Origin of the sequence: Wolbachia endosymbiont (group A) of Andrena fulva (assembly GCF_964026815.1) — a bacterium.
Classification (GTDB): Bacteria; Pseudomonadota; Alphaproteobacteria; order Rickettsiales; family Anaplasmataceae; genus Wolbachia; species Wolbachia pipientis.
The window spans coordinates 201,252-227,983 of the sequence record NZ_OZ034701.1 but is presented as its reverse complement, the minus strand read 5'-3'; the positions used below and the strand labels follow the sequence as shown (position 1 = coordinate 227,983).

The following is a 26,732-nucleotide window of genomic DNA, read 5'->3' as shown; positions in this document are numbered from 1 at the left end:
CAGGTTCTAAGAACAGAAGAAGGAAAGTTATATTTGTTTGTTGCAATAGATAGAACATCCAAATTCACCTATGTTGAGCTGCATAAAAGTGCTACAAAACTCATAGCTACTGAGTTTTTACGTAATTTGATTAAAATTTTACCATATAAAATCCACACTATTTTGACAGATAACGGTATACAGTTTACCAATCAGAAGCACCTTAAGAACGCTTTTCAACACATATTCGATAGTGTTTGTGAAGAAAATAATATTGAGCATCGTCTAACAAAAGTTAGCCATCCTTGGACAAATGGACAAGTTGAGCGTATGTATTAGTTCTCTCTTTTGCGTTTGAAGCTGTAGCTGTAGATGGAACTGGAGCTAGACTGGACACAACAGCAGACGTAATATGTAAAATAATGGAGTACGCTCGCAAACTAGGTGGACCGATGATCACGATAGTGATAATAGGTGCGGCTTTGCTTGCAATATTCGGCAGAATGCCGTGGCCTGCGCTTTTTGCATTGGGTACGTTTACTGCTGTGTTTTTCGGCGCTCCTACAGTTGTAAGTGCAATAAAACCGGATGCAATATCATGTAAGTAGAGCCTTCTGCTAGTCCTGCAAACGAAAGATGCTGCAAGTCTCAAAAGTTTTAGGTAAGTGGTACTTCTTGTATCATTTACTTAAATCTAATCAGAGTAAAGTAGGACAAAATAAAAATTATCGGAAGCGTGATGAAAAAAGACCTGCTGCGAAATTGTATGTACTAATTTCAGGATGAATGAAAGACCTGCCGCAAAACAAAAATGGAGTATTTTTTTTAAGAGAGAGGTAAAAGAAGCCAAAATACGCCTTGAAAAAGCGATACAAGCTGGAGAGGAAGTGCAGGCAAGAGTAAAAGCTATTAGTTTATTGTATGATGAAGCAGAAGATTTATTCAATATATCTAGGAAGATCAGATGTAATCAGGCTGCGGAAGAATCTTTAGAGCAACAATATACTTTTCTAGTTTTAAATACAGACTATAAAGAAAAAATTAAGGGTATTTGCAATGAATACAGAAGCCTCAAAGAAGAGTTAAAGAGTAAGCAATCTATTGGTAAGGAAGAATTTGATAAGTTGTCGAAGTTAAATGATGAATTTAATAGATTAAACAAAAACTTTATTAAGCGTGAACAAAAAGAAAATGAATCTGCAAAAGATGACTTAAAATTTGATGATGTGGCTATCAACGAATTGAGGTCTCATGTAATTGCAGAAATAAAACAGGCAAGAGCTGCTGCTGAGGAGGAAAGAAAAATATTAAAAGAGGAACAGAAAGTAGCCGAGAAGATAATGATGCAATTACAAATGTCAGATTTAGCACAAACACCAAGCCCTGCATTTAACAACGTAACTAATGAACCAGTTGCAGGTCCTTCTTGGCAGATATGAGAGATTTAAAATTTTTGAAAGGCTTGAACTAATATAGAAAAGATTTTATAAAAACATCAGCCTATTAGTGCCATGACAAATTTAGTTATTTACTTTTTACAAAAACCACAAAAAAGTACCTACCTTCGTGAGAGCGATTTAAATAAAAGCAGCGTTGTGAAAATAAAAGCTTGAAATTGTTGTAACAAAACTAAGTAAATTAATTCATATCTAAATGCGGCAAAAATAGGCTAATATAGCTAGTTTTGTGGTATAGTAGAATTATTATAAAGAAAAGTTCGAACGGTACACTTGGTAGTCCAATCCATCCCAAAACAAAAAGCTCTCACCGCTCTTGGTTTTGACCACTGGAAATGGTTGATTTGCTTGAGATTTTAATAATATATAATGCTAAATTAATGGTAATATATCCAAGAATGAAAAAAATTTTAGGCAAAATTATAATAAGAAATAGATCTTTTTTCTGTCAATGCAGAAATTCCTTTAATTTCCTATATGAAGTTTTCGTAACCCCAATCTTTGAAATAGGTGATTGTCTTGCTCAGGTACTGGATTTTGAGCTGTAAGTAGCTTTTCACCGTAAAAAATTGAATTAGCACCTGCAAGGAAACACAATGCTTGCAATTCATCTGACATTTTTTCTCGCCCAGCTGATAAACGTACATAAGATTTTGGCATCATAATTCTGGCTATTGCAATAGTACGAACAAAATCAAACGGATCAACGTCGGCCACATTCTCAAGTGGAGTTCCAGGAATTTTTATCAGCATATTAATTGGTACTGATTCTGGAGGATTATCCAAATTAGCAATGAGAACTAGCATTTTTATTCGATCCTCATTAGTCTCACCCATACCAAGAATACCACCACAACAGACCTTAATCCCAGATGCGCGTACGTGTTCTAACGTTTTTAAGCGATCTTGGAGAATACGTGTAGTTATGACTTTATGATAATATTCTTCAGATGTATCAATATTATGGTTGTAAAAATCTAAGCCAGCTTCCTTTAGCATATTTGCTTGGTAATCTTTTAACAACCCAAGAGTCACACACGTTTCAAGGCCCAATTTTTTCACCTCTTTGACCATTTCGCAAACAATTTTTAAATCTTGATCACGTGGACCACGCCAAGCTGCTCCCATACAGAAACGACTACTTCCAGCCTCTTTTGCACATTTTGCTGCTTCAATTACCTCAGCAATTTCTAACAAAGGCTCTTTTTGTAACCCGGTGTTATAGTGTGCTGATTGGGGACAGTAAGAACAATTTTCTGGGCAGCTACCTGTTTTAATACTTAAAAGTGTACTAATTTGCACTCCACTAGGATTAAATTGCTTCCTATGTTCTGTTTGTGCTGTATAAATTAGCTCAGGAAATGGAAGATTAAAGATTTGTTCTGCCTTGGCAAAAGCCCATTCTTCTGTCATAATTTAACACCTCTTAATAGATAGGTTATGTATAAACCATATGAAAAATATCATAATATACTAAAGAGTAAAAGAAAATATCGCCAATTGCCAAAAGCTATCCTGGAGAGTTTTATCAACTTTTCTACCAACGATTACCTTGGCCTAAGTCAGTCAGAAGTACTATTTGATGCAGCAAAGCTCTCTGGAGTACAGCTTGGAGTAGGATCCACTGGTTCTCGGTTGCTTTCAGGTAATAAAAAAATATTTGAAGACCTTGAGAAGAGGATTGCCCAAGACAAAGGAACTGAGTCAGCTCTTATCTTTAATTCAGGTTTTCAGGCCAATATAACGGTTCTTGCAAGCTTGTTAGATCAATCAGTGTTGGGTAACAAGCCTATTGTCTTTTTTGATAAATTAAATCATGCAAGTTTATATCAAGCTGTATTTTTAAGTGATGCTGAGCTTGTACGGTATCAACATAACGATATGAATCACTTGAGTAATTTACTTATAAAATTTAAAAATGACTTAAGATCGAAGTTCATTGTTACTGAAACAATTTTCGGTATGGATGGAGATATTGTATCAATAGAGGAAATCTTTGCTCTTAGTAAAGAATATGAGGCTTTTCTGTATTTAGATGAAGCACATGCAACAGGCATTATTGGTCGTAATGGATATGGCTTATCTACCTACATTAACCTTCAGAAAGTTCCACATCTAGTCTTGGGTACTTTTAGTAAAGCTTTAGGGTGCTTTGGTGCGTATGTTGCTTGTTCTAATGTTATAAAGAATTACCTAATCAATAAATGTCCAGGGTTTATTTATTCAACCTCTCTTTCTCCAATGATAATTGGTGCAGCAGCCAAAAGTTGGGATTTAGTAAAACATTTTACTAATCAACGCCAGACTTTATCCTTTAAGGCTGCAAATTTAAGAAACAACCTGCAAAATCTTGGATTTAACACAGGTGATTCAGTTACACACATTATACCAATAGTTCTAGGTGATGAGGATACTGTAATGAGTGCAAAAGAAAAGCTTTTGAAACAAGGGTTGGTTGTTTCTGCTATACGTCCACCTACTGTTCCTTCTGGAACATCAAGATTACGTATTGCACTCAATGTGAATCATACTGAAAGCAACCTAGACTATTTAGTGCATGTTCTTCAGCAAATATGAACTATTACTTTGTATTTTGTCACGGTTGGGGATTTGATTATAAGTTCTTTCAACCTCTTATAAATAAATATTTTTCTAAAATTCCTTACTATTGTTTAGATCTTGGTTATTTTGGAGAAGAAAACCTAAACTTACCAGAAGATGGTGCACTTATTGGTATTGGACATTCTCTTGGACTAATAAAACTAGCTTCCTTAAATGTAAAGTTTAATGGACTTATCGGTGTACAAGCTTTTATCAATTTTTTAGGATTTGATTTACGATTACACAAAAAACGCAAGTTAGAGTTGAAAACGATGATACAGCACTTTCGAATGGATCCAGTAGATACCCTGATGTCCTTCCATAAAAAATGCGGCTTAAACTACAACTCTTTCAATCGGTTAAATAAAGCAAAACTAATGCAGGATTTAGAGCTACTCACCACAGTACATCAGCTACCACGCACATCACTATTAATATTAGGTGCAACAAATGATACAATCGTACCCCAGGAACTTATCTATGATAACTTCAATAAAGATGTTAAAGTTGTTATGCATAGCAGAGGTTACCATAGTCTAGGGTTATGCGAATATCATTTTGTGTACGAGCAAATTATAAGTTTTTGTAATGGAATTACAAAAGAGATACATACAGGACAATTTTAGCAGAGCAAGCTCGTCTTATGATAATGTAGCTTTTATTCAAAAAGAATGTGCTGCAAAGTTAATCAATTTGTTAAAAAGTTGTTTTCCTGAATTTCATCCACGATCTATTTTAGATTTGGGTACAGGTACAGGCTACATTCCAGAAATTTTGTTTAGTTTCTTTCTGCAAAGCAAGTTCACTTTAAATGACATATCACCTAGTATGTTGGCAAAAACAAAAGAAAAATTAGCAGTATATAAGGAAGTTGCATTCATCTTAGGCGATATGGAAACACTAGACTTTGGCTTTCACGATCTTACCATTTCAAACCTAGCACTTCAATGGGTGCGCAATTTAAAAAAGATGATAAAGAAATCATACAATAGTTCAAATGTCTTTGTTTTTTCGTGTTTACTGGATGGTACATTTAATGAATGGTCTAGAGTCTTTACAAAATCCTTATTACCTGCACCAACTCATCAGTATCCATCTAAACAAGAATTAGAAAGCTATTTACTTCACCTGAAACCAAAAAAATATTTTTTCGACTCGCAAGAATTCACATTGTGTTTTCCAAGCGCAAGTGAATTTATTAGATACCTTAGGAATCTAGGAGCAAATCAAAGTAGCCAAGCAATTTTTTTTCCTGATCTAAGGAAGATCGTAAAAACCTATACTGGCAAGATTAATGTTACCTATAAAGTATTTTTTGGAATTTTAAGTAGATGCAGATCTTTGTAACAGGAACAGATACCGACGTTGGTAAGACTACTATAAGCAGTTGGCTCTGCCTACACACTGGGTATTCGTATTTCAAACCCATCCAGACTGGAAGTACTCTAGGTACAGATAGTCATCAAATGAGCAATTTGACTAACGCCAACGTTTATAAAGAAAATTTTGTTTATAAAAGACCCCTATCTCCCCACTTGGCAGCTTCGCTGGAGAATGATAGCATTAATATCGATAGGATTAGCTTGCCCAAAACACATAACTTAATCGTAGAGGGTGCTGGAGGAGTTTTAGTTCCAATCAATAAAACCACACTAATGGTCGATTTAATCAAAAAACTCGCCATTCCAACAATTCTAGTTGCAAGGTCTACACTTAGCACAATTAATCACACATTGCTCAGCTTAGAAGCGCTACGTGCTAGAAATATTCCTATTTTGGGGATAATCTTAAATGGACTACCCAATCAAGATAATCTTGAAGCAATAGAATTTTATGGTAGAGCACAGGTGTTAGCATCAGTACCCAAACTGCAACAAGTTGATAGAGAACATCTGATGCAAATACCACTCTCAAATCGATTAAAAGCTATCTTGGAACAATGAATTTAAGCGAACGTGACAGAAAAATCATATGGCATCCTTTTACGCAAGAGAAAGTAGCCAAATTTCCAATTGCAATTAAGAAAGCTCATGGGTCATATCTTTATGATGAGAATAATAAACCATACCTCGATCTGATTTCCAGTTGGTGGGTAAATCTGCACGGTCACGCTCATCCCAAGATTGCTCAGGCTATATATGAGCAAAGCATGACTTTAGAACATGTAATTTTTGCAGGATTTACTCATGAGCCTGCAGTAACGCTTTGTGAAAAGTTAAAAACTCTACTACCAGATAAATTATCCAGATTTTTCTTTTCAGACAATGGTTCAACTACTGTTGAGGTAGCACTAAAAATGGCCTATCAGTACTGGTGGAATCAGGGTAACCGTGAAAGAACTACTTTTCTGAGTTTTGAAGGAGGGTATCATGGAGATACATTTGGCGCGATGAGTGTAGGCGTTAAGTCCGGCTTCCATGACGCATTTTCAAATCTGTTATTTTCTGTCTTAACAGTACCTTTTCCAGAAACCTGGGACGAAGATGAAAAAATAGAAAATAAAGAGGAACATTCTCTTAAAGTACTAGAGGGTCACTTACGTGCTGGTTCTCGTAAAATTGCTGCATTAATTCTAGAGCCTTTGGTGCAAGGAGCAAGTGGCATGAGGATGTGCTGTCCAGAGTTTGTTAGAAAAGTTGTCAATTTGGTACGCCAGCATGGAATTTTGATAATTTGTGATGAAGTTATGACCGGCTTTGGCCGTACTGGTACTTATTTTGCTCTTGAACAAACTCAAATTGTACCAGATTTTTTATGTATTTCTAAAGGATTAACAGGAGGTTTTCTTCCACTTGCTCTCACAATTACTACCGAAGAAGTTTACTCAGCATTTTTAAGTGAACATTTTACTAAAGCGTTCGCTCATGGTCACTCCTACACTGCCAATCCCCTGGGTTGTGCAGCCGCAATTGCTTCTTTAGACTTGTTAGTAAAACACGATACCATGGAGTCAATTAAGAGGATTCATAGTATACATAAAAAGGAACTAGTAAATTTGTCTGAAGCTTGTAAGAACGTCGAGCGTGCACGTGTGACTGGTACAATAGCAGCTTTTGATGTTCATGATGCACAAACACTAAAGATAAAATTTTTAGAGCAAGGACTTTTAATCAGGCCACTTGGTAATTCAGTTTACTTACTACCGCCTTATTCAATAAGCACTTTTGAGCTTGAAGAAGCTTATAATAAGATCAGAAATATTCTCAGGATTTTTTCATAGTGACTTTACCAGACCACGCGATTCCAAGAAAAAATCTTCTCGCGCTAGCTGCTTTTTGTTGCTAGAAATGGTTGTATCAATTAAGTTTTTATTGAAAATTACTGGTAAATTAATAGTGATTTCGCAAAAAAGTTAAGGCAATTTTTATGATTGGTTTTTTATAAAAAAATGTTGCTTTGTGGAAATATTCAAGTAATTATATATACAGTGGTGTTTCACTAGCTTAAGCGATATGACAATGTAGGAGGGCTTATAATGGAATTTAATTCAGGGGGTATTGGTGAAGATCCTTTAACATGTCAAAATGTTAAAAATCTTTCACTCAAAGAAAATAGTATACGTAATCTAAAAAAAATAGGTAAGGAAAATAGTGAATCAGCAGCAATTAGTGTTGCTAGAATCGGTGCAAGTGTTGAAAAAAAAATTGCTGCAAGAAGTTATCCTTACGCAAGGAAGACTAAAACTCGAATTAAAAATCTTTCACCCAAAAGAAATGGTATACATAATCTAGATTTAAACAGAATAGGTAAGGAAAATAGTGAATCAGCAGCAATTAGTGTTGCTAGAATCAATGCAAATGCTGAAAAAAAACTGCTGCAAGGAAGTAGAAATCCTGCTATGAGATTGAATAATAAAATTGAAGAGATTTCTAGATAAACGAGATCAGCTAGAGCGAGAATTGGAGGGAAGTAGCAATGCTGCTATAGAGTTGATTAATAAAGTGGAAAAGTTGAAGAAAAAGAGTGATAAAGTTAAGGAGCTTAATGAAAAAGTTTTCTCAATCGAGGCAGAAAGAAACACCCTAAAAAGATCAGATTACAAAGATACAAAATGAGTTAGCACGAAAGGAAAGTGAAATTGGTAGGTTTAATGGTCAGGTCAGTAAAAGCAATCAGCAGATTGAGCAGCTTAAACAACAGTTTAAGGAAAAGGAAGAACCGAAGTCTGTCAGAAATCTAGAGCAGTTGCAGAACATATCAGGGCGGAATAAAATTGAAACTACAGTACCTGAAAATAGTGTAGAAAGTGAACTTAATTCTACTCGGTTGACAGAATTTGAAGGAAATAACACACATGTACAAGCTTCTGCTACACCTGCTGCAACGGTAACTTCAACGAATGTAAAAAATATAGGAAAAGTTCCTGTTATGCTGGAAACTCCATCTGATAAAAGCGGAAGTCAAAAACTTGTTTCTGTTCAACAAGAAATGTCTTCGGTAGCTAACGAAAGCTCTGGACAAGTGAATAGTTCTCAAACCAATGGCATGCAGCCTAATAATTCAAGCAATGGAAGTATTCTTGTAACACAAAGCGTACAAAAAAATAAGTGGCCTACCACAGCTACATGGAAATTAGCGATAGCTGGAGTGCTTGCAGGAATTGCTGCATCAGTTGCATATTTTACTTTCAGTGCTAGTTTGCTGGTAACAGGAGTAATATCAGGTGTTGGAGCTTGTTGTCTGGTTGCTGCTGCAATTGTATGTTATTGTAATAAACTTTCAAGTTCACTTGAAAAGATTAGCATCGATAAAGTTGCAGTCAATGGATATACTGCAGCAGCAAGTTGTGAATAAATACAGTGGTCTATTGTTGAATAATTTGCTATAATTGTTCAATTATTAACAGATGAAAGCTTGGTAGATCAACACATTCCAAGAAAAACACTTCTCACGTCTCTTGATTTTGAGCGCTGGAAATGGTTATTTTATTGTCCCAAACTTGGGACAATAAAATAGCCTAAAGATACAATATCTATAAAAGTTACTTGTATTATCGATTTCATTTACTAATATATAATAAAATCTAATATGATCTTAAATTTAAATATAAAATAAGTAATTAACTTTATGGTGAAGGTAATAGATTATCTCAGGACAGATTCACAAGCAGTTAAGTTAGATAGGGAAGAAAAATCTTTTCAATTTAAAAATAGAATAAGACGTCAATATAACCCTAATGATATTAATATTGCCAAGTTGTTTCTTGCGATACGTGAGCATAGAACGGATAATCCTCAGCTAAATAAGATTAGTGAAATTGAAGGGTTACTTACTCAAGTAGAAAATATTAATGATATTGATCTCAATGATGGTGGTAATACACCACTACATGTTGCTGTAAGCAAAAATCATCAAGACATTGTTGAACTTCTTTTGAATGTGTCTGGTATAGACCCAAATATTAAAAATAATCAAGGTAAAACTCCACTAGATATTGCTAAGCAACAAAATAAGGGAGAGATTATTAGGACTCTAGAAGAACATTTAAAAAAATTTTCTGATCAAGTAAAAGGACTTTCTGCACAGGAGGATGAAGTACATGAAAAGCTAAGAAAGTTTGTTGAAGGTTTTGTATTTATTTATGAACGCTCTTTATCAGAGTACTATGAGAGACTAGAAAATCAAAGAGGAAAGCAAGGTAAATGGGCTGAGTTTGCTAATAAAGTAATGGCTATAGGAAGGAGAGGAACAGAAGGAACAGAAGACATAAAAATAAAGGCCTTTTCTCTTATTGGAATTAACGTTCTTCAAGAAGCAATATTCAGCATTGGTAGTAGTTATAATAGAGCAGAGCTTAAAAAGCTGATAGATCAATTGTATATATTTAAAAAGGATCCAATCAAAGTCAGGGAAGAGTTAGTAAAATCTGGTATTGAGATTTTTCAAAGTTTTGAGAGCCAATTTATACAAGTAACAGCAGAAGGAAGTTGGCAGAGAGCAATGACAAAATTAGCAGAAGATGCTGTGAGTAGAGTGGTTGATTACTATAGAAAAAATACCGAAAAAGAGCTTTGTGCTTCCTCAATTACTGAGGGTATTATTTTTGGAGAATCAAAAAGATATAAACAAACCTACACTGGTGTTCCTCATATTAAGCTAGGACATACTTTAGAAAGTAAAAACTCGAATTCATGGAATACTGCAGAACTATTTGATAAAGCGGGATTAGTAACAATAAAGAGTGATGGTAGTGCTGATAAATACTATAGGAGAATAGATGGAAAGAGTGATACTAGCAAATATGGCTATCGTCTTCTTTTTAAATGGGAATTGGAAAGTAAAATAAAAAAATTCGCTAGAGAATACATTGAAGAAAATCCTTCTAGGGAGGAGTATAGGTATATTTTAAAGTTAGATGAGGGAAAATGGAAAGATGAATTATTGGATGAGCTTAATAAGCAAGATCCGAAGTTAGTCGAAGAGAGGTTGCTAAGCAAATTCAAAGGAGAAATGGAACAGGAAGCTGAAAAAAACTTCAACGAATTAGAGGATTATATAGGTAAGAATTTTAATGAGTTATCAAGTTATGTAGAAAGTAATCAAAATGAGATTAAGAGAGTCTTTGATGAATTAGTTAATCAACATCAGCAAACTAATCAAAAGATAGCAGATTCTATTAAAGAGGGAAGGAAAGAAAGTGAAGAAAGCTTTGAGAAAGTGAATAAAAAGCTTGATAAGATATATGATGCAGTTGTAGCAGGACAAAAAGTAAGAGAGCCTATTTGGTTTAATGTGAAAAAGCCAGTAATTTTGTTTGCTGGAAGAAGGGAAGAGTTAATTGACCTACATAATAAGATACAATGTAGTTCAGAAAAAGTAACAGTAATATCACAAATAACCTCAATTAGCGGTTTAGGAGGAATAGGAAAAACTGAGTTAGCTAGACAATATGTTCAAGAATATAGTAAAGATTGTTATGACAACGTTATATGGATCAATGCTGAAAGTGAGATAGCTCTTGTTGAATCATTTACTCGATTAGCGAAGAATAACTAAGAATTGATATAAAAGATGAGAATGGAAAAGAAAAGGATATAAAAGCTCTCATAGAAGAGGTTTATGAATTTTTCAGTAATATAGTAAAAGCTTGTTTATTTTTGATGATGCCGAGAAAAGTAATTATTTGAATAAGTTTTTACCAATTCATGATTCATTACCGGGTGGTAATGGACCTTATATTTTAACTACTTCTCGTAATCGAGAGTGGGAAAGGGGGATAGAAGTTATTAATCTAAACGAATTAAAGTCAGAAGAAGCGATAGAATTTGTAAAAAAGGGCTTTAGTATAGAAGATGAATCTCAAAATGAAAAGATAAAAGCTTTGGTAGAGAAATTACAACACTTTCCTTTAGCTATACAGCAAGCAATATCATATATTGAAGATCAAAGAGTTACTAGAAAATTTGATATAGATGATTACCTAAAGGAATATGAGAAAAAAGCGAAAGATTTGCTTAATTATGAAGGATTTAGAGGAATTGATAATAACTATGCAAAAACAACTTTCATAACTTGGAAGATTACAACCGATAAGATAGCAAGCAATGAAAAGTATGGAAATTTAGCTTTAAGGATTCTTGATGTTATCTCTTATCTTGCAACTGACAATATTAGTAGAGAATTCTTTTTAGATTTGACAGGAAATAATGAAGAGGAATTAAGGTCTGCTGTTCGTTTACTTATAAAATATTCTATGGTTAATGGTGAACAAGATCAAGGTGTGTTGAGTATTCATAAATTAGTTCAAGAAGTGACAAAAATAGCGTTAGAAGAAGAGGGTAAAAGCGAAGAAGTTATGAAAGAGACTTTCGAGCTACTCAGAGCAAGTTTTCCTTATGGTAGTGATAAATTAGAAGACTATTTAAAAAAACGAGAATTATTACCGCACTTAGAGGCATTTTTATCACGTATAGATAGTTGGTTAAAAAAGAACCCTCAAGATAAAGAAAAAATAGAAAAGGATTATCTTGAAAATTTGTTGACATGGATGAGTGATGGGTATTTTAATTTGGGTAATCCCAAAAGAGAAAAGGAGTTGCTAGAAAGGGTTTTGCCTATTTTAGAAAAGCATTACGGAGAAGATCATTTTGAAGTATTTAAAAGACTAGTAAATCTAAGCAACAGTTATCTAGTTTTAGGTGATTACCAAAGAGCAAAAGATTTGCTAGAAAGAGCTTTAAAAATTGAAAAGCAAGATTATGAAGAAGAGCGTTTTCAATTAGTTAGAACACTGGTAAATCTGAGTATCAGCTATCGAGCTTTAGATGATTATCAGACAGCGAAAGAGTTACTAGAAAGGGCCTTTCCCATTTTAGAGAATCATTATCGGGAGGATCGTTCTTCATTAGCTCAAGTACTAATAAACCTGAGTATTGCTTATGGATCTTTAGGTGATTATGAAAGAGCGAAAAAGTCAATAGAAAGAGTATTCTCTATTTTAGGTGACAATTATGAAGAAGAGCACTTTGAGTCAGCTAAAATGTTAGTAAATCTTAGTATTGCTTGTAGAGGTTTTGGTGATTATCAGACAGCAAAAGAGTTACTAGAAAGGGCACTACCTATTTTAGAAAATTATTATGGAGAAGATCATTTTCAGGTAGCTATAGCTAAAACAAATCAAGGTATCACTTATATAGCTTTAGATGATTATGGAAGAGCAGAAGAGTTGCTATAGCTAACCCAAGAAAGGTTTACCTGCATTGCGAAATGTGTTAGAATGGAATAATAAGTAATTAGAAGGAAAATGATGCCAAGCCCATATAGTGAGGATCTGAGAGACCGTGTTCTCAAAGCAGTCAGTGAAAAAACAATGACAATAAAAAAAATTAGTCAAGTATTTAAAGTAAGCATAAAAACGATATATTTGTGGAGGAAAAGGAAAGAAGAAACAGGAAGCATAAAACCATATTCAGGTTATCAAAAGGATATGGTCATAAGATTAAAGACATAGATAGATTTACCAAATTTCTAAATGAGAATCTGGATATTACAATTGAAAAGATAATAGAAGCATTTGGTAATATGTGCAAAAACACAGTATACAATTACCTTAACAAAGTAAACTATACATATAAAAAAACTTTTCTCTATCAGGAAAGGGATGAAGAAAAAAGAGGAGAATTCATAAAAAAAGTAGCAGAAATAAATGAGGAAAGTTTGGTATTTATAGATGAGTCAGGCATAGAAGATAACGAATTTTATGCATATGGATGGTCTCTAAAAGGCAAAAGGTTATTTGCTGATAAACCAGGATTTAAAAGAAAAAGAGTAAGCATAATTGGAGCGCTAAATGAAGGAAAAGTTAAAGCACCGTGGGTAACTGATGGGTATTGCAATAGCGAAATATTTGAAGCGTACATTGAAAATAGGCTTGTTCCAATATTAAAACCTGGACAAACTGTCATTCTCGACAATGCGAGCCTTCATAAATCTGAAAGAACAAGAAAATTAATAGAAAGTGTTGGATGTAAAGTTTTATTTTTGCCCCCATACTCGCCGGATTTAAATCCAATTGAGAAATTCTGGTTTGCCATCAAACATTCGATAAGGAAAGCTCTACAAACCTTTTGGCCAGATATTAGTTCTGCCATTGATTCCGTTTTTCAGTATTCAGGTAAACCTTTTTTGGGTTAGCTATAGTAAATTATCGTTGCCAAGCCAATCTTTTTCTCCAAACCTTACCACTGTACAACAGGAAATTTCTTGAGAGCCAAGTATGATATTTTCATTCTAATAATTATAGCATTTCTCATAATAGTCCGAACAGGTCATAGGAAGGCAGAATCAACAGCACGACGAAAGGATTCGAATAGAGGAATGTTTTTCCTGGCTCTGTTTTTTATAGCAAACCAATGATGCTCAATTTTGTTGAAATCTGGAGAATAAGGCGGCAGATACAAAATTTCTGCACCAACCCCTTTAGCAAGCTCGATAATCTTATCAGACTTATGAAAAGTAGCATTGTCAAGAATGACAGTCTGTCCAGGTTCCAAGATCGGTGTCAAAAATTGCTCAAACCATCCATTAAAAACATCCATATTACAGTGGCCTTCAAAGGTTAACGGAACAACTATCTTTCTTCCACTTAAGGCTGCAACCATACTGATTCGTTGAGTTTTCTTTCCAGATTTTAAGGCATAAAACCGCTGTCCTTTCTGGCAATATCCGTAGGGGTAGTCTTCGGTGTTATCAATGCCAGACTCATCTATATACACTAAGTTTTTAGGTTCTTTTGTCGCTATAATTTTCAAAAATTCAGCACGTTTTTCTTCGTTTCTTTCCTTGTATCCATATGTCTTTTTTTGCGCGTAAATCCAATTTTTTTAAGGGCTCGATAGATCGTTTGGATACTAACGTTGTTCCAAAGTTTAGCCATTTCCGATAGAGTCTTTCCTCCGTGTTCTCTGGCAAATTTGGCAAAGGTATCCCAGTCGGTAATTTTGTGATTGTAACCCCCATTTCCAAGTTTTTTTGATTGAAAGTCTCCTGTTTCTTTTCTTCTTTGCTGCCACTCCCATAAAGTAGTTCGTCCAATCTTAAATCTTGCTGCCACTGTTTCTCTGCTTTCTCCTTCGTCTAGCGCTTCCATTGCTTTTTTTCTTAAATCATAACTATATGCTGCTGGCATTCAACCTCCTTATCATCATCTACCCTTATCCTATCACATCCGGACTTTTATGGAAAGAGCTATAACTGCAACAATTATAGGTTTCTCAATACCATTATTTGTTATGCTTCTTGCAATTCCTTTTCTGGAAGAAAATATAATTTGGCAAAGATGGGTAGTAGCTGTCATTGGTTTTATTGGTATTGCTATTACTACTAAAGCTTATAGCGAGGACTTTAATCCTAAAATTCTTATTTTTATTGTATCCGCATTAATCTTCGCTATACTAGATGTACTTAATAAGAAGCTTGTAATGAAGGAGACAATAATAAGTATATTATTTTACTCAGCTCTAACAACAACAATTTTTTCCACTCCATCTTTGTTATTTTATTGGCATATGCCTTCCTTGTTAGAATTAATATTACTGCTGATTTTGGGAATAAGTTCAAACCTAATTCTGTTCTTCATGTTAAAAGCTTTTGCTCTTACTGATGCTACTGCACTTGCACCGTATAGATACATAGAGCTAATAATTTCTGCAATAGTAGCATACGTTATATTTAATGAATTACCTGATAAAAGTGCTTTATATGGTACTTTGATATTAATACCATCAACCTTATTTATAGCTTATTCGGAAGGTAAGGCAATTAAGAAAAATAGTGTAACAACAAAAGTTTATGACTCAAGATGCTAAGCTACCTTTTTAAGGATTAGGAGTAGTATCTGGTACAATGTAAGCGTTTGACATAAATACTAAGAACTTTTGAAATCAGGAAAAATTCCTCTATATGAACCTGGATTAGCAGAGATTGACCTTTTAGCTAACAGTATGGCCATAATCTTGAATTTCTGCTGGATTTTCCAGTTCAGCTTCTTTAGATTTTGCTGCTAATTTGCGTTAACTTCTTTAATGTTTTTAAAATTGATGCTGATGGTTAGTACTGGCTAAATTGAACGCTGGTGTGGCAACTGTCAGTAAAAATGCTAATCTCTTGCTCCCTATATTGGATTTAATTTTTTTATTTTTCTTTTCAGTTTTTTGAAGCCATTTTTGAAGTAGTATTTTTGGCTTAGCTTCTTGAAACACTTTTTTGGAGAGGCGATATCCCTTGTTACAGAATTTTTTTGGCATTTCTACGTATCAAGATAAAATATCACAGAATTTATCGACTACTTTTTGGTTACCTTCTATCATTGCCTTTGCCTCTTGCTGAAGAGATTTGATATTTTTTGATGTAATATTATCCATCTCAGCTGATGCTATTTTCAATTGTGATTGTATACGTATATATTTATCAGCTATAACTTGATCAAGTTGGTAATTTACTGCATCTAAACTTGAGGCAAACATCACATTCAGTAATGGCTTGATCCAGCCTATTTTTCCAAATCTTCTTGAATTAACATATTCTATGCTTCTATCTGTTCTTCCAGTACCTATCGATAACAGTAGAATATCATCATTAGGAAATAACCTCTTACCACTTGCATATGCACAAGCCGCTGGATTATTGGCAAAAACCCCTCCATCCACTAATACCATTTCCTTTTGGTTGATTTTAAGATATTTAGGTACAAAGTAAGTAGGTGATGCAGTTGTAGCTCGTAATGCATCTTTCAATTTGATAAAATTTCTATCTTCTTTCCAGCTCTTGAAAAAGAAAGGACGGTTGTTATGAATATCATAACTTGTTATCAGTACCTTACTTAAAGTGTTTTGTAGAGTATCATCACCAAAATATTTTTCTAATATCGATTCGATGTTTTTGTGTGGGTATTGTGCACAATTAAGCCAAGAAAATATTGATCTTCTCAAAAATGAAGACTTAAAAATATATGCTCCGTACTCTTGGTAAAGCTCAACTAAATCATTGGCTGAATATTGGGGATTGCCCTGTTCATCTTTTTTACATAATCCTGCTACAACAATTCCACCGGTTGAAGTACCTGCCATTAAGTCAAAGATCTGGGAAATTGTCTTCCTTGCTCTCTTTTCTATTTCTGCTAAAATTATTGCTGGTATGATGCCCCTTATGCCTCCGCCATCTACTGAAAGGATATATTTAGTCATGTTTAGATATTTATTGATTTTATTAACTTGTTCTCTTTTATCAGGTTGTGTTTCTTGTCCAACTACTACTGTATGTTTCACTCCTGGGGAAAATTGCACCAATCTAATAATTGATTCTGTGGATCATGCTAAAAAATCCGTGTTGGTTCAGGCATACCAATTTACCTCAAAGCCTATTGCTGAGTCCTTGATTCAAGCCAAAAAACGAGGTGTAGAAGTTAAGATAATTCTTGATAAGTCGCAAATTCATTCAAAATATAGTGTCATCAACGAGTTATTTGAGCAAGGTATTAAGATTTATATTGATTTCAAACCAGCAATCGCTCACAATAAAGTCATGATTATTGATAACCAAAAAATTATAACTGGATCTTTCAATTTCTCTGACGCCGCACAGAAAAAAAACGCTGAGAATCTACTAATTATAACAGGAGATCCTCCATTAGTCGAGCAATACATCAAAAACTGGAAGGATCGTCAATTTCAATCTGATGCTTATACGCCATTAATAGAAAATTGATTACTCACATTTTAAGTTGCTAGCTTTAAAATCATCCAACTCTTCAGAAAGATTTTTCACCCTTTCCTCAAGTACAAGAACCTTTTCCATTAAACCATATTCTATTAGCTTATCGTGAAGTTGTACCCTTGAGTCTAACTTGGATAACCACCATATGAATGCTACGGTTTGGATTAATAACGTGATAATTACTGTAATTGGGATTTTTTGATTTTGCATGTTTCTCCTAACTGTGTAATAAAAAACTTTCAACTACTTCTTGTTTCCAGTTACTAAATATTACTGCTCAGATTTGTGTTCCTTTTCAGCATTATAGAGCAAGTGTATAATTTCATCGTATGGTTTATCTTTATTGTGCCGTGATCTTAGTACAGCTACATCTCTTGGATTTTTTCCATCTTTATTTCTGATTGTAGGATTTGCACCTTTCTCCAATAAAAGCCTTATTATTTCTAAATCTCCTCGATATGCAGCATTGTGAAGTGCTGTACTTCCATACCCGTTGATAATATTTACATTAATTCCTTCGTCTATCAAAAACTTGACAACTTCTAAGCATCCTTCTCCTGCAGCATAATGTAATGTAGTAAGTTTAGAAATTTGCATATCTATATCTAATAAATTTTTTACTGAAAACTTCACAATTTCTAAGTTACAATTTTCAGATGCAATCCGCAGTATTGTTTTATAATTGTCTGTAGCTTTTGTTCTCATATAACAACAGGTAATAACAACACATATTATCATTGTTATACACCACCAAAAATGTAGCTTATTTCTTGAGTCTCTATTCATATTCAATACTTTTTTCAACATTAAACATTTGTTTTACTGATTTTCCTTTAACGTTGATGCTGATAACACCATACGCGTCAAGTTAAGGAAATAAAGGTATGAAAGAGATAGAATAATAAGGTATAAGTTCTCCCAGATATACTTTTAGTGAGAGAACCAATGAATAAAATAACTTGCTTATCAAAAAAGCTCAAAGAATTTTTTAATGAAAAAGCAGAGAAAATCTCAATTACAACAAGGTTTATAAAAAGAAAGAGAAAGCTAAAAGGTTCATCATTCGTAAAAGCCATGGTCTTGGGTAATATAGGAGTTGATAATTGTAGCGTAGAAACAATGTGTCAATTACTAAACGAGGACTCGATAGATATAACAAAACAAGGTTTGGATTTTAGATTTACTGAAGAAGCAGTGGAATTTATGAAAAGGATGTATAATGAATCTGTGGTTCTCTTTAAAAATATCTTGCAAGTTGATTGCAAAATCTTACAGCAATTTAATAGTGTTAAATTATTGGACAGTAGCTATATTACTCTACCTAACAGTATGGAAGAGATGTATAAAGGTTATGGTACTAGCTACAGTGGCTATGAAAGCAATACTAAGTCTGGAATAAAGTTACAATTAGTTTTCGATTACATGAATCAGATAATAGACCAACTTAATTTAACGGAGGGAATAAGATCAGACCAGGGATATAGGAAACATTTAAGTAATATATCAAGCAATGATTTGCTAATATCTGATCTCGGTTATTTTGTGCCAAGTTCTTTTAAACAAATCAATGAAATAGGAGCTTATTTCATAAGTCGTTATAAATCCGATACCAACGTATATGATGTAGAAACAAATCAAAAAATGGAGTTATTAGAATGTTTAGAGGATAAGTTATTTTTAGAAAACGAGGTATTGTTAGGAAAAGAAGCAAAAATTAGAGTAAGAATTATATGTCAGAAACTAACTGAAGAACAGTCTATAGCCAGAAGAAGGAAAGCTAATAGATTAGCAAGATCGCAGGGATATACATCCTCTAAAAGAAATCAAAAATTGTTGAACTGGTCAATATTTATAACTAATGTTCCAGAAAATAAAATTAGTGCTGAGCAAGTATTAACGATTTACAGAGTAAGGTGGCAAATTGAGTTATTATTTAAATTGTATAAAAGCCATATCAGACTTGATAAGCTAAAAGGAAAGCCATGCAGAGTATTATGTGAACTATATGCTAAATTGTGCGCAATTCTTATATTTCACGGCATAGTTGGTTGCACAGAAGTGAAAAAGAATACAGAACTTAGCTTAACAAAGGCATTTATTGAGCTAAAAAGACGGGTTAGAGAGTTATTTTTAGTATTAACCAAGATTAATAGTTTAAAAGTATTTCTTAAAAAACTCACTATAACTTGGTCGCGATTTTCATTAAAAGACAAACGTAGAAGGGCTAGAGTATCCACTTTAACCTCTCTAAATTTGCTCACAATCTCTTAACTTGACGCGTATGTGTACGAACATTGCAATTTGCAGGCAATTTGCGTGGCAGATTCAAGTAGCTGACACTGGTTTCCATCCAAAACAGCAGTAGCCCTTTCGGTGTTATTTCAGTGCTTGACACTGAAATCCAGGTTTTGATTGGATACTGAGTTGGTAAGCATAAAAGTGTAGCTAACGCGAGCTCTACGTCATACCGCGATTTATTCGCGGTATCTCAAAGCATAGATCCCGCTAACAAGCAGCGGGATGACGGTTGTCGTTTAGCTACAAACATTAAGAAATTTACCAAATAAAAAAAAAGGCAAAAGAAGCCCCGTGGTTATTATCCGCTTTAAAATATTGGCGTTTTTTATGTTTTAAACGCTTGACAAGCGAGATTCAGCCGCTTTTAATTGCAACTAACTTACGCTGCAAATGTTTAAGAAATTTACTAAGCAGAAAAAAAGACAAAGAATCCCCGAGTTAGCTAGTCTTTTACTATCTCTGTCGAGTATTGGCATTTTTTGATGTCTTGTAACGCTTTATAAGCGCGTTCAGCTTATTTAGATAAAAATCTAGATGTAGATGAAGTTTTGTAAAGACATACAGTATCTATATACTGCAAAAAATTGAACATAAGACGCCGATACATTAAGTAATCCTTACCTTTTAATCTGCAGATTGGCGAAAGCAAATACAATAGCTTCACTATCATGATAAGAGGGCTGGCGGAGTTTGTCAAGTAAGTTTTTTGTTTCTGCGGGCTACTTTCCGACACCAGTGGTGTTAAGTATTCGTACAGTTATTGGTGTTATCAAGATACTCCCTAATCTTCTTCAAATCCTCCCAGGCTAAACGTTTTTGTGCCGGTTGGCGAAGTAGGTAAGCTGGATGAAATATAGCGGCTGTGGTGATTGAATTGGACAAATATTGGTTAGTGTACGTATGAAATCTACCACGCAAATTCGATATAGTTTTTGTGCTGTCAAGAAGGCTATAACACGCAATTCCCCCGACCAAAATTAGAATTTGCGGTGAAACTAGTGCAATATGCTTCTCAACAAATGGTCTGCACATATCAAGCTCTAGGTCGGTTGGCTTTCTATTGCCAGGTGGGCGCCAAAATACGGTATTGCTTATATAAACTTTGGTGCGATCAAGATTGATTGCATTTAACATTTTATCGAGCAACATTCCACTTGCACCACAAAATGGTATGCCTTTAAGGTCTTCATTTGCTCCTGGAGCTTCACCAACGAGCATAACTTTTGCGTTTGGATTACCATCGGAAAAGACAGTATTAGTTGCAGTTTTTTTTATTTCACAACCTTCAAATGACTTCACTACACTTCTTAGTTCATCCACACTATTACATTTGCTTGCAAGTTTCCTTGCTTCGATTATCCAGTCACTTGGAAACATGTCTTTTCCATCTTTAGTGTCATCCCAGCGCATATCTGCATCTTTCTTCTTGGTCCCAGTTTGGATAACAGAGGGTTGTACACTCTCTTTGCTCTCCAGCTTTTTTTCCTCTTCACCCTCCATTAGTGTGCAATCAACGCCCACTTCATGGTAAAATTTTAATAATTCTAGGTCTTTATTGCTCATAATGCTTTTTAACCTTTTGTGCTTTTTTCATGGCCATATCATACTTTAATTTAGATAAATGTCTAATATATAATATGCCGTTTAAGTGATCTAATTCATGCTGAATACACCTTGCAAGCCAACCACTAGCTTTTAGCGTCTGTTCTTCGTTATTTAAGTCTCTGTATTTCACAGTTAAATACTTTGGACGCTTAATTTCATAGCTTTGCTCTGGAATTGAAAGGCACCCTTCCTTGAGAGTCACTTGTTCATCAGATAATTCCGTAATTTCTGGATTAATCATGCAAAATTTGCCAATTGATTCATATCCTGCTGGCTCATTTTCAATTGTTTCTAGCTGAACATCCACAACAAAAATTCTCTTTAACACTCCAACTTGCACTGCAGCAAGGCCAAGACCTTCTGCATCATACATAGTTTCGAACATGTCGTTTACTAATTCTTTAATTTTATCGTTTATATCTGTTACTTCACTGGCACGTGTGATTAGTCTTTCATCAGGGGCAATTACAATTGGTAATATGGACATAAAAATTATAATTCTATGTTTTGCTTTTCCTTTTGTCCAGAATTTAGTGTATATTAAAATGTTGCTATATCTATAATAGAAATATAAATTATTAAAGAAAGCTACAATTTAAATGAAATTGCGTAATAAGGTTAACTAATGTACTCTGCAGTAATAGCAAAACCAAAGAGAAACGTTTTTGCTGTTTTAGACATAGGTACAACAAAGATTATTTGTCTAATCGTTAAGATAAATAGCAACTTCAGCTATAAAGTAACAGGAACGGGCTATAAGATTGCAGAAGGTGTAAACGGTGGGTCGATAACTAATGTAAAACACGCAAATTACTCCATCTCATCAACTATAGGTTTAGCTGAGCAAGTGTCAGAGGAAACTATAGATCAGATATATGTGAATATTGCTGGATGTGGCATCTCATCTTTTAATGTACATAATGAAATTATTGCAGCTAATCATGAAATTTCTGACCGGGATATAAAACGTGTAGTTTTTCAGACGTTTGAGAAATATATTGAAGAAAATGTTATCATTCACAATATACCACTGAAATATCACTTAGATGACATGACTGACATAAAAGAAGTTGGTGGATTGTATGGAAAAAGACTATCTGCTGATGTTAATGTTGTCACTGCTTCGCGTCCAGCGCTTACCAATATTGAAAACTGTATTACCAATAATGGTGGATTAAATATGGCAGGTTGTATTGCTTCTGCATATTCTGCAGGTCTTGCCTGTCTAAGTGAAGATGAAAAAGAGCTCGGGACTGCTATTGTTGATATAGGCGGTGGGTGCACTGCAATTGGAATTTTCAAAAGAGGGAAACTTGTGTATGCAAGCAGCGTTCCAATTGGTGGTGTTCATATCACTCGAGATATTGCTTACGGGCTATGCACAAGCATAGAACGCGCAGAGTATATAAAAATACTGTATGGCAGCACTATCGTAACTTCAATAGATGAGAATGAGTACATTACAATGCAAAACAACGAAAATGATGAACCTACTCAAGTATTCAAATCTGAGCTTATTAACATCATAAGACCAAGAGTTGAAGAAATACTTGAAATGGTAAGAGAGCAATTTCAAGAGCAGAAAGATCCAATTAATAAAGTAGTGATCACAGGTGGAACTAGTCAACTCACAAGCATGAAGGAAATTGCAGGCTATATATTCAATAAGCAAGTTCGAATTGGGTGCCCTGAGTCTTGTAGCGGTCTTGATGGCGAATATGATAAAAATCCTGTATTTTCTGCTGCTATAGGCTCTATAAAGCTAATAGTTGACACTTTTTATAAAAATAATTCTGGTATTTTAGGTCAGGATGGTAAAATGAGTAAATTGTATAATTGGGTTAAATCAAAAGTTACAGTCTAGATTTCTGTTTTACCACCTTTCATACAAATGACTTGACACTAGGATCCATAGGGCTTATTTTTATAATATGTAAAATTATTATGTTTATGTACTTGCGAGTAAGCGTACCAATTACAATAAGACATGGAAAATATGAACATAACTATACACTCACAAGAAGATTTTGAATTTATGCGCAAGGCTGGCAGGCTTGCTGCTGAAACTCTTGATTTCATTGCACCGTACGTAAAGGTAGGGGTGACAACTAATGAGTTAAATGATCTATGTCATGATTTTATAATTAATGCAGGTGCAATTCCAGCACCACTAAACTATAGGGGGTATCCAAAATCGATTTGCACTTCAAAAAATGCAGTTGTGTGCCATGGTGTTCCCGATAATAAACCACTTAAAGATGGAGATATTTTAAATATTGATGTCACGGTGATTTTAAATGGCTGGCATGGTGATACAAGTCGCATGTTTTGGGTTGGCAAGCCATCAATAAAAGCAAAACGCTTGTGTGACGCTACTTATCATGCATTGATGGAAGCAATCAAACAAGTTAAGCCCGGCAATAAGTTAAATGAAATAGGGCTTGCTATAGAGAAATATATTAGAGATTTTGGATATTCTATCGTACGCAGCTACTGCGGACATGGTATAGGAAAAGTCTTTCATGCTCCACCAAATGTAGTGCATTTCTATGATCAAGATGAAAATCTCGTCTTGAAGGAAGGTATGTTCTTTACAATAGAGCCAATGATTAATGCTGGAAAACATGAGACTCTGCTCAGTAAACTCGATGATTGGACAGTGACAACACGCGATCTTTCACTTTCTGCTCAATTTGAACATACGCTCGGAGTAACAAAAGATGGTGCTGAAATATTCACATTATCACCTAAAAATTGGCACTTCCCGCCTTATAATTAGATTTTTTTAAATTCTGCTATACTGCAACTATACTTGGTTTACTTTGGGTGATTTTGAAGAAAGCTCACCCTTAATTTGCGATATAGCAACTAGCCCAATTAATGCACAGAAAATCATGTAAAAACTAGCTGAAGTCTCTTGTCCTGTAACCTTGATAATTGTTGTGCATATAAATGGTGCAAGGCCGCCAAAAAATCCAGCAGCTATATTTCTTGATAAACCAAATCCACTGTACCGAACCTTTGTTGGAAATAATTCGCACATAAGTGCACTGACAGGACCAAGCGATGCAGCTATTGGAATTATAAAAAGAATGTGTGCCAGCAAGTAATTGCCACTACATAACATTGAAAAAACTGGATAACTCACTATTACAAAAGCTATAAATGCAAACTTCATAACTTTTTCTCTTCCTACCTTATCAGAAAGTATTGCAAACAATATTGTCAATCCTCCAAGTGCAATTTGACTCAGTATTTCCACTATATGATTAAAATGAGTATTTACTGTTAATATTTTATTCGTAAGCACATTGAAAAAGACCAAATATATATAGAGAGACGCATTTTCAACCAAGTCAATACCTATTGATATTAGAACAGGCTTTTTGTAATTGTTTAATAACTCTTTTAATGGCAATTTAGACGGATTTTTTTGTCTTTTATACTCTGGGCTTTCATCAAGTATATATCTCATATATATGCTGATTAATCCCATTGCTAAACTGAAAATGAAAGGTAATCTCCACCCCCAAGATTCAAAATCAGATACTTTTTTGCATATGAGTACCGCTATCAAGCTTAATACTGAACCAAAAATTGCGCTTAATACTTCAATGCTGCCAAAAAATCCTTTTTTGTTTTTAGGAGCATGTTCTATTAAAAATGGTGCATTTCCTGCTTCTCCTCCAAGAGATATACCCTGCAATAATCTTAAACACACTACCAGCATTGACCTAGTATTCCAATGCTTTGATAGCCTGGAACAAAAGCAATTAATACGGTTGATAAAGTCATTAATATAATCGAGAGCAATAAGGCAACTCTTCTGCCATGTTTATCACCAATGTGACCAAATATAGCAGCACCGACTGGTCTCATTAAGAAACCCACTGCAAACACTCCAAAAGCCTTCAATACGCTGGTTAGTTGATCATCCGATGGAAAAAACACACCACCTATTATGTTTATTAAGTGGCCAAAAAGCATGTGGTCATACCACAATAAAGTGTTACAAATCAAACTTGAAAATATTACTTTTGTTATTTGCTGCATAATTTCCCTATAGCCTGTTTGATCTTATATATAAAAAAAAATGTGAACGTTATGTGAATATTATATTAACAATATTAAACCTTGATTTTAATATTATTGCTCATATATTCCGATAAGATACCATATTTTGGCAAGAAAATCTATGTACATAAATAAAATTGATGTGAAGAGTAGAGTAGAGTAGGATATCTACACCAACTGTACTTAAATTTTTTGATATGACACACACTCCAGTTTTGTTAAAAGAGATGCTATCACTACTATCACCGCAGGATGGTGGCATATACGTGGACGCCACATTTGGAGCTGGAGGGTATAGCAAAGCAATATTGGAGTCAGCTGATTGCAAAGTATATGCAATTGATAGAGATGAAACGGTAACTAAGTTTTATGATGATTTAAGCGTTAGATATCCAGATAGAATAAAACTATTCATTGAGAAGTTTAGTAATATTAAAAATTTATTAGATAGCAACAATATTGAAGGTATCGATGGAATAGTTTTTGACATCGGAGTTTCATCTATGCAGCTTGATAACGGAGATAGAGGGTTCTCATTTTTACATGATGGTCCACTCGATATGAGCATGGATAACTCTTCTTATATAAACGCTTCAACGTTTGTTAACGCTTTACGCGAAGAAGAAATCGCAAATACTATATATAACTACGGAGGCGAACGTCATTCTCGCAAAATTGCAAGAGCAATAATAAATGCACGGAAGAAGAAAACTATCAAAACTACATTTGAGCTTGCGGATATTGTACGTTCCGTGGTATTTCGTGGAAAAAGCAAAATTGATCCTGCAACCAGAACATTTCAGGCAATCAGAATATGGGTAAACGATGAGCTGGGAGAACTTGAAAAGGGTATTAAAGCTGCATCTGAGATTTTAAGTGAGAATGGCAAATTAATTGTCGTCACCTTTCATTCCTTAGAAGATCGTATAGTCAAAACTTTTTTTAAAGATTTATGTGCTACTGATTGCAAGACATTCTCTCTTCTAAATAAAAAAGTGATCGAAGCAAGTATAGAAGAAGTAAGTGCAAATCCGCGTTCACGCTCAGCAAAACTAAGAGCTATACAGAGGTTGTCGTGAGAACTTTCTGCATCATCTCAATAGTTATGTTTTTTCTTAGCATTGTAGGACTATTTAAGGTAAAATTACATGTTCAGTCGTTAAATAGAGAGCTAATAAAAATAAAAAGTGAAATTAATTTAGTACAAAGTGATATAAAAGTTTTACAAGCAGAATGGAGCTATTTGAATAATCCAAAAAGACTTGCAAGCCTTGTAAAGAAATACCTGAAAAATAACTCTTTAATACTGGCTAGCCAGGTTAAAAATCTTGACTCTCTAAATGGCCGCAGTGTGCTAGCACAACTTAAAATCCATGATCAACAGTGAGATTAAGTCTTATTTTTTACAGATGAGCACATCACAATAAAACTTACTTTGTATCCGTTCAGGATAGCGGCAAGGTAGTATAACCATAGAGTAAAAGTGAGTTTACAACAAATGGTGTC

Annotated in this window: 27 protein-coding genes and 4 pseudogenes; 22 read left to right on the top strand and 9 right to left on the bottom strand. The window is 34.3% G+C overall.

Going from position 1 to position 26,732, the window contains the following annotated elements; translation table 11 throughout:
* Positions 1-6 precede the first annotated feature (6 nt).
* From AAGD84_RS01190 to AAGD84_RS01180, 3 genes and pseudogenes are all read left to right on the top strand, one after another.
* Positions 7-312, top strand: a pseudogene (locus AAGD84_RS01190) (DDE-type integrase/transposase/recombinase); the annotation flags it as partial.
* A gap of 2 nt (positions 313-314) precedes the next feature.
* Positions 315-587 (top strand): annotated as a pseudogene (locus AAGD84_RS01185) (TrbC/VirB2 family protein); the annotation flags it as partial.
* Between the two features lie 174 nt (positions 588-761).
* Complete coding sequence (locus AAGD84_RS01180; RefSeq protein ID WP_264329542.1) at positions 762-1,418, top strand: hypothetical protein; 657 nt, start codon at positions 762-764, stop codon at positions 1,416-1,418.
* Between the two features lie 483 nt (positions 1,419-1,901).
* Here AAGD84_RS01180 and bioB read toward each other — a convergent pair whose 3' ends face one another.
* Positions 1,902-2,852: a biotin synthase BioB gene (bioB, locus tag AAGD84_RS01175; RefSeq protein ID WP_395462600.1), complete on the bottom strand. Its 951-nt coding sequence runs from the start codon at positions 2,850-2,852 to the stop codon at positions 1,902-1,904.
* Positions 2,853-2,876: 24 nt separating this feature from the next.
* Here bioB and AAGD84_RS01170 point away from each other — a divergent pair, with 24 nt between their 5' ends.
* From AAGD84_RS01170 to AAGD84_RS01120, 12 genes are all read left to right on the top strand, one after another.
* Positions 2,877-4,013 carry an aminotransferase class I/II-fold pyridoxal phosphate-dependent enzyme gene (locus AAGD84_RS01170; protein WP_065095354.1) on the top strand — a complete coding sequence of 379 codons (1,137 nt, stop codon included), beginning with the start codon at positions 2,877-2,879 and terminating at the stop codon, positions 4,011-4,013.
* Complete coding sequence (locus tag AAGD84_RS01165; RefSeq protein ID WP_065095355.1) at positions 4,010-4,663, top strand: hypothetical protein; 654 nt, start codon at positions 4,010-4,012, stop codon at positions 4,661-4,663. The genes AAGD84_RS01170 and AAGD84_RS01165 overlap by 4 nt, the downstream gene beginning before the upstream one ends.
* The gene (locus AAGD84_RS01160) at positions 4,626-5,384 is read left to right on the top strand and encodes a methyltransferase domain-containing protein (RefSeq protein ID WP_065095356.1); all 759 of its coding nucleotides are present in this window, start codon (positions 4,626-4,628) and stop codon (positions 5,382-5,384) included. The genes AAGD84_RS01165 and AAGD84_RS01160 overlap by 38 nt, the downstream gene beginning before the upstream one ends.
* Positions 5,369-5,980, top strand: a complete 612-nt coding sequence (bioD, locus tag AAGD84_RS01155; protein WP_065095357.1) for a dethiobiotin synthase — start codon at positions 5,369-5,371, stop codon at positions 5,978-5,980. The genes AAGD84_RS01160 and bioD overlap by 16 nt, the downstream gene beginning before the upstream one ends.
* Positions 5,977-7,257, top strand: a complete 1,281-nt coding sequence (gene bioA, locus AAGD84_RS01150) for an adenosylmethionine--8-amino-7-oxononanoate transaminase (protein WP_341818060.1) — start codon at positions 5,977-5,979, stop codon at positions 7,255-7,257. Before bioD ends, bioA begins: the two co-directional genes overlap by 4 nt.
* A 255-nt stretch (positions 7,258-7,512) precedes the next feature.
* A complete protein-coding gene (locus AAGD84_RS01145; RefSeq protein WP_341818059.1) occupies positions 7,513-7,914 on the top strand; it encodes a hypothetical protein in 402 nt (133 codons plus the stop codon).
* A complete protein-coding gene (locus AAGD84_RS01140; RefSeq protein WP_341818058.1) occupies positions 7,895-8,092 on the top strand; it encodes a hypothetical protein in 198 nt (65 codons plus the stop codon). The genes AAGD84_RS01145 and AAGD84_RS01140 overlap by 20 nt, the downstream gene beginning before the upstream one ends.
* A 130-nt stretch (positions 8,093-8,222) precedes the next feature.
* Positions 8,223-8,831: a hypothetical protein gene (locus AAGD84_RS01135; protein ID WP_341818057.1), complete on the top strand. Its 609-nt coding sequence runs from the start codon at positions 8,223-8,225 to the stop codon at positions 8,829-8,831.
* A gap of 273 nt (positions 8,832-9,104) precedes the next feature.
* Positions 9,105-11,033, top strand: coding sequence for an ankyrin repeat domain-containing protein (locus tag AAGD84_RS01130; RefSeq protein WP_341818056.1), 1,929 nt, complete (start codon positions 9,105-9,107; stop codon positions 11,031-11,033).
* A 91-nt stretch (positions 11,034-11,124) separates the two neighbouring features.
* Positions 11,125-12,711, top strand: coding sequence for a tetratricopeptide repeat protein (locus AAGD84_RS01125; RefSeq protein WP_341818055.1), 1,587 nt, complete (start codon positions 11,125-11,127; stop codon positions 12,709-12,711).
* A gap of 69 nt (positions 12,712-12,780) precedes the next feature.
* Positions 12,781-12,987, top strand: a complete 207-nt coding sequence (locus AAGD84_RS07485) for an IS630 transposase-related protein (RefSeq protein WP_410541710.1) — start codon at positions 12,781-12,783, stop codon at positions 12,985-12,987.
* On the top strand, positions 12,903-13,670 hold the full coding sequence (locus AAGD84_RS01120; protein WP_341818054.1) for an IS630 family transposase: 768 nt from the start codon (positions 12,903-12,905) through the stop codon (positions 13,668-13,670). Before AAGD84_RS07485 ends, AAGD84_RS01120 begins: the two co-directional genes overlap by 85 nt.
* Before the next feature lie 134 nt (positions 13,671-13,804).
* Here the strand turns inward: AAGD84_RS01120 and AAGD84_RS01115 are convergent.
* Positions 13,805-14,664 (bottom strand): IS630 family transposase gene (locus AAGD84_RS01115; RefSeq protein WP_264705388.1). Its coding sequence is split into 2 segments (ribosomal slippage): positions 13,805-14,340 and positions 14,340-14,664, totalling 861 coding nucleotides; the frame shifts between segments, so codons are not numbered across the junction.
* A gap of 64 nt (positions 14,665-14,728) precedes the next feature.
* On the opposite strand from AAGD84_RS01115, the pseudogene AAGD84_RS01110 reads away from it, so the two are divergent.
* A pseudogene (locus tag AAGD84_RS01110) lies at positions 14,729-15,343 on the top strand (DMT family transporter); the annotation flags it as partial.
* Positions 15,344-15,565: 222 nt separating this feature from the next.
* Here the strand turns inward: AAGD84_RS01110 and AAGD84_RS01105 are convergent.
* Positions 15,566-15,781, bottom strand: coding sequence for a hypothetical protein (locus AAGD84_RS01105; RefSeq protein ID WP_341818053.1), 216 nt, complete (start codon positions 15,779-15,781; stop codon positions 15,566-15,568).
* Between the two features lie 9 nt (positions 15,782-15,790).
* Positions 15,791-16,720, bottom strand: coding sequence for a patatin-like phospholipase family protein (locus AAGD84_RS01100; RefSeq protein WP_341818052.1), 930 nt, complete (start codon positions 16,718-16,720; stop codon positions 15,791-15,793).
* Here AAGD84_RS01100 and AAGD84_RS01095 point away from each other — a divergent pair.
* A complete protein-coding gene (locus tag AAGD84_RS01095) occupies positions 16,719-17,240 on the top strand; it encodes a phospholipase D family protein (RefSeq protein WP_265017840.1) in 522 nt (173 codons plus the stop codon). The genes AAGD84_RS01100 and AAGD84_RS01095 overlap by 2 nt on opposite strands.
* Here AAGD84_RS01095 and AAGD84_RS01090 read toward each other — a convergent pair whose 3' ends face one another.
* On the bottom strand, positions 17,241-17,459 hold the full coding sequence (locus AAGD84_RS01090; RefSeq protein WP_265017841.1) for a hypothetical protein: 219 nt from the start codon (positions 17,457-17,459) through the stop codon (positions 17,241-17,243). It lies immediately after the preceding gene.
* Between the two features lie 60 nt (positions 17,460-17,519).
* Positions 17,520-18,035, bottom strand: coding sequence for an ankyrin repeat domain-containing protein (locus tag AAGD84_RS01085; RefSeq protein WP_341818051.1), 516 nt, complete (start codon positions 18,033-18,035; stop codon positions 17,520-17,522).
* A 159-nt stretch (positions 18,036-18,194) separates the two neighbouring features.
* On the opposite strand from AAGD84_RS01085, the gene AAGD84_RS01080 reads away from it, so the two are divergent.
* Positions 18,195-19,520: an IS4 family transposase gene (locus AAGD84_RS01080; protein ID WP_341817859.1), complete on the top strand. Its 1,326-nt coding sequence runs from the start codon at positions 18,195-18,197 to the stop codon at positions 19,518-19,520.
* 768 nt (positions 19,521-20,288) lie between these two features.
* Here AAGD84_RS01080 and AAGD84_RS01075 read toward each other — a convergent pair.
* Positions 20,289-21,110, bottom strand: a complete 822-nt coding sequence (locus tag AAGD84_RS01075; protein WP_264723219.1) for a uracil-DNA glycosylase family protein — start codon at positions 21,108-21,110, stop codon at positions 20,289-20,291.
* Positions 21,100-21,639: a peptide deformylase gene (gene def, locus AAGD84_RS01070; RefSeq protein WP_006279678.1), complete on the bottom strand. Its 540-nt coding sequence runs from the start codon at positions 21,637-21,639 to the stop codon at positions 21,100-21,102. The genes AAGD84_RS01075 and def overlap by 11 nt, the downstream gene beginning before the upstream one ends.
* A 138-nt stretch (positions 21,640-21,777) precedes the next feature.
* On the opposite strand from def, the gene ftsA reads away from it, so the two are divergent.
* Both ftsA and map read left to right on the top strand, forming a co-directional pair.
* Positions 21,778-23,016: a cell division protein FtsA gene (ftsA, locus tag AAGD84_RS01065; protein ID WP_264723220.1), complete on the top strand. Its 1,239-nt coding sequence runs from the start codon at positions 21,778-21,780 to the stop codon at positions 23,014-23,016.
* Positions 23,017-23,148: 132 nt separating this feature from the next.
* The gene (gene map, locus AAGD84_RS01060; protein WP_006279681.1) at positions 23,149-23,931 is read left to right on the top strand and encodes a type I methionyl aminopeptidase; all 783 of its coding nucleotides are present in this window, start codon (positions 23,149-23,151) and stop codon (positions 23,929-23,931) included.
* Between the two features lie 27 nt (positions 23,932-23,958).
* On the opposite strand, the pseudogene AAGD84_RS01055 reads toward map, so the two are convergent.
* A pseudogene (locus tag AAGD84_RS01055) lies at positions 23,959-25,205 on the bottom strand (MFS transporter).
* A gap of 218 nt (positions 25,206-25,423) precedes the next feature.
* Between AAGD84_RS01055 and rsmH the strand changes: the two are divergent.
* Entirely contained in the window at positions 25,424-26,305 is an 882-nt protein-coding gene (gene rsmH / locus AAGD84_RS01050; RefSeq protein WP_265037912.1) for a 16S rRNA (cytosine(1402)-N(4))-methyltransferase RsmH, read from the top strand.
* The gene (locus tag AAGD84_RS01045; protein WP_007548286.1) at positions 26,302-26,613 is read left to right on the top strand and encodes a hypothetical protein; all 312 of its coding nucleotides are present in this window, start codon (positions 26,302-26,304) and stop codon (positions 26,611-26,613) included. Before rsmH ends, AAGD84_RS01045 begins: the two co-directional genes overlap by 4 nt.
* Positions 26,614-26,732: the final 119 nt, after the last annotated feature.

Coding starts and splice junctions, on each gene's coding strand:
- AAGD84_RS01090 (WP_265017841.1), bottom strand. CDS start 17,459: ATGCAAAATCAAAAAATCCCAATTACAGTAATTATCACGTTATTAATC.
- ftsA (WP_264723220.1), top strand. CDS start 21,778: ATGTACTCTGCAGTAATAGCAAAACCAAAGAGAAACGTTTTTGCTGTT.
- AAGD84_RS01160 (WP_065095356.1), top strand. CDS start 4,626: ATGGAATTACAAAAGAGATACATACAGGACAATTTTAGCAGAGCAAGC.
- AAGD84_RS01100 (WP_341818052.1), bottom strand. CDS start 16,720: ATGACTAAATATATCCTTTCAGTAGATGGCGGAGGCATAAGGGGCATC.
- AAGD84_RS07485 (WP_410541710.1), top strand. CDS start 12,781: ATGATGCCAAGCCCATATAGTGAGGATCTGAGAGACCGTGTTCTCAAA.
- AAGD84_RS01145 (WP_341818059.1), top strand. CDS start 7,513: ATGGAATTTAATTCAGGGGGTATTGGTGAAGATCCTTTAACATGTCAA.
- AAGD84_RS01080 (WP_341817859.1), top strand. CDS start 18,195: ATGAATAAAATAACTTGCTTATCAAAAAAGCTCAAAGAATTTTTTAAT.
- AAGD84_RS01170 (WP_065095354.1), top strand. CDS start 2,877: ATGTATAAACCATATGAAAAATATCATAATATACTAAAGAGTAAAAGA.
- AAGD84_RS01105 (WP_341818053.1), bottom strand. CDS start 15,781: ATGCCAAAAAAATTCTGTAACAAGGGATATCGCCTCTCCAAAAAAGTG.
- rsmH (WP_265037912.1), top strand. CDS start 25,424: ATGACACACACTCCAGTTTTGTTAAAAGAGATGCTATCACTACTATCA.
- AAGD84_RS01165 (WP_065095355.1), top strand. CDS start 4,010: ATGAACTATTACTTTGTATTTTGTCACGGTTGGGGATTTGATTATAAG.
- AAGD84_RS01085 (WP_341818051.1), bottom strand. CDS start 18,035: ATGAATAGAGACTCAAGAAATAAGCTACATTTTTGGTGGTGTATAACA.
- AAGD84_RS01095 (WP_265017840.1), top strand. CDS start 16,719: ATGTTTAGATATTTATTGATTTTATTAACTTGTTCTCTTTTATCAGGT.
- def (WP_006279678.1), bottom strand. CDS start 21,639: ATGTCCATATTACCAATTGTAATTGCCCCTGATGAAAGACTAATCACA.
- map (WP_006279681.1), top strand. CDS start 23,149: ATGAACATAACTATACACTCACAAGAAGATTTTGAATTTATGCGCAAG.
- AAGD84_RS01180 (WP_264329542.1), top strand. CDS start 762: ATGAATGAAAGACCTGCCGCAAAACAAAAATGGAGTATTTTTTTTAAG.
- AAGD84_RS01075 (WP_264723219.1), bottom strand. CDS start 21,110: ATGAGCAATAAAGACCTAGAATTATTAAAATTTTACCATGAAGTGGGC.
- bioD (WP_065095357.1), top strand. CDS start 5,369: ATGCAGATCTTTGTAACAGGAACAGATACCGACGTTGGTAAGACTACT.
- AAGD84_RS01130 (WP_341818056.1), top strand. CDS start 9,105: ATGGTGAAGGTAATAGATTATCTCAGGACAGATTCACAAGCAGTTAAG.
- bioA (WP_341818060.1), top strand. CDS start 5,977: ATGAATTTAAGCGAACGTGACAGAAAAATCATATGGCATCCTTTTACG.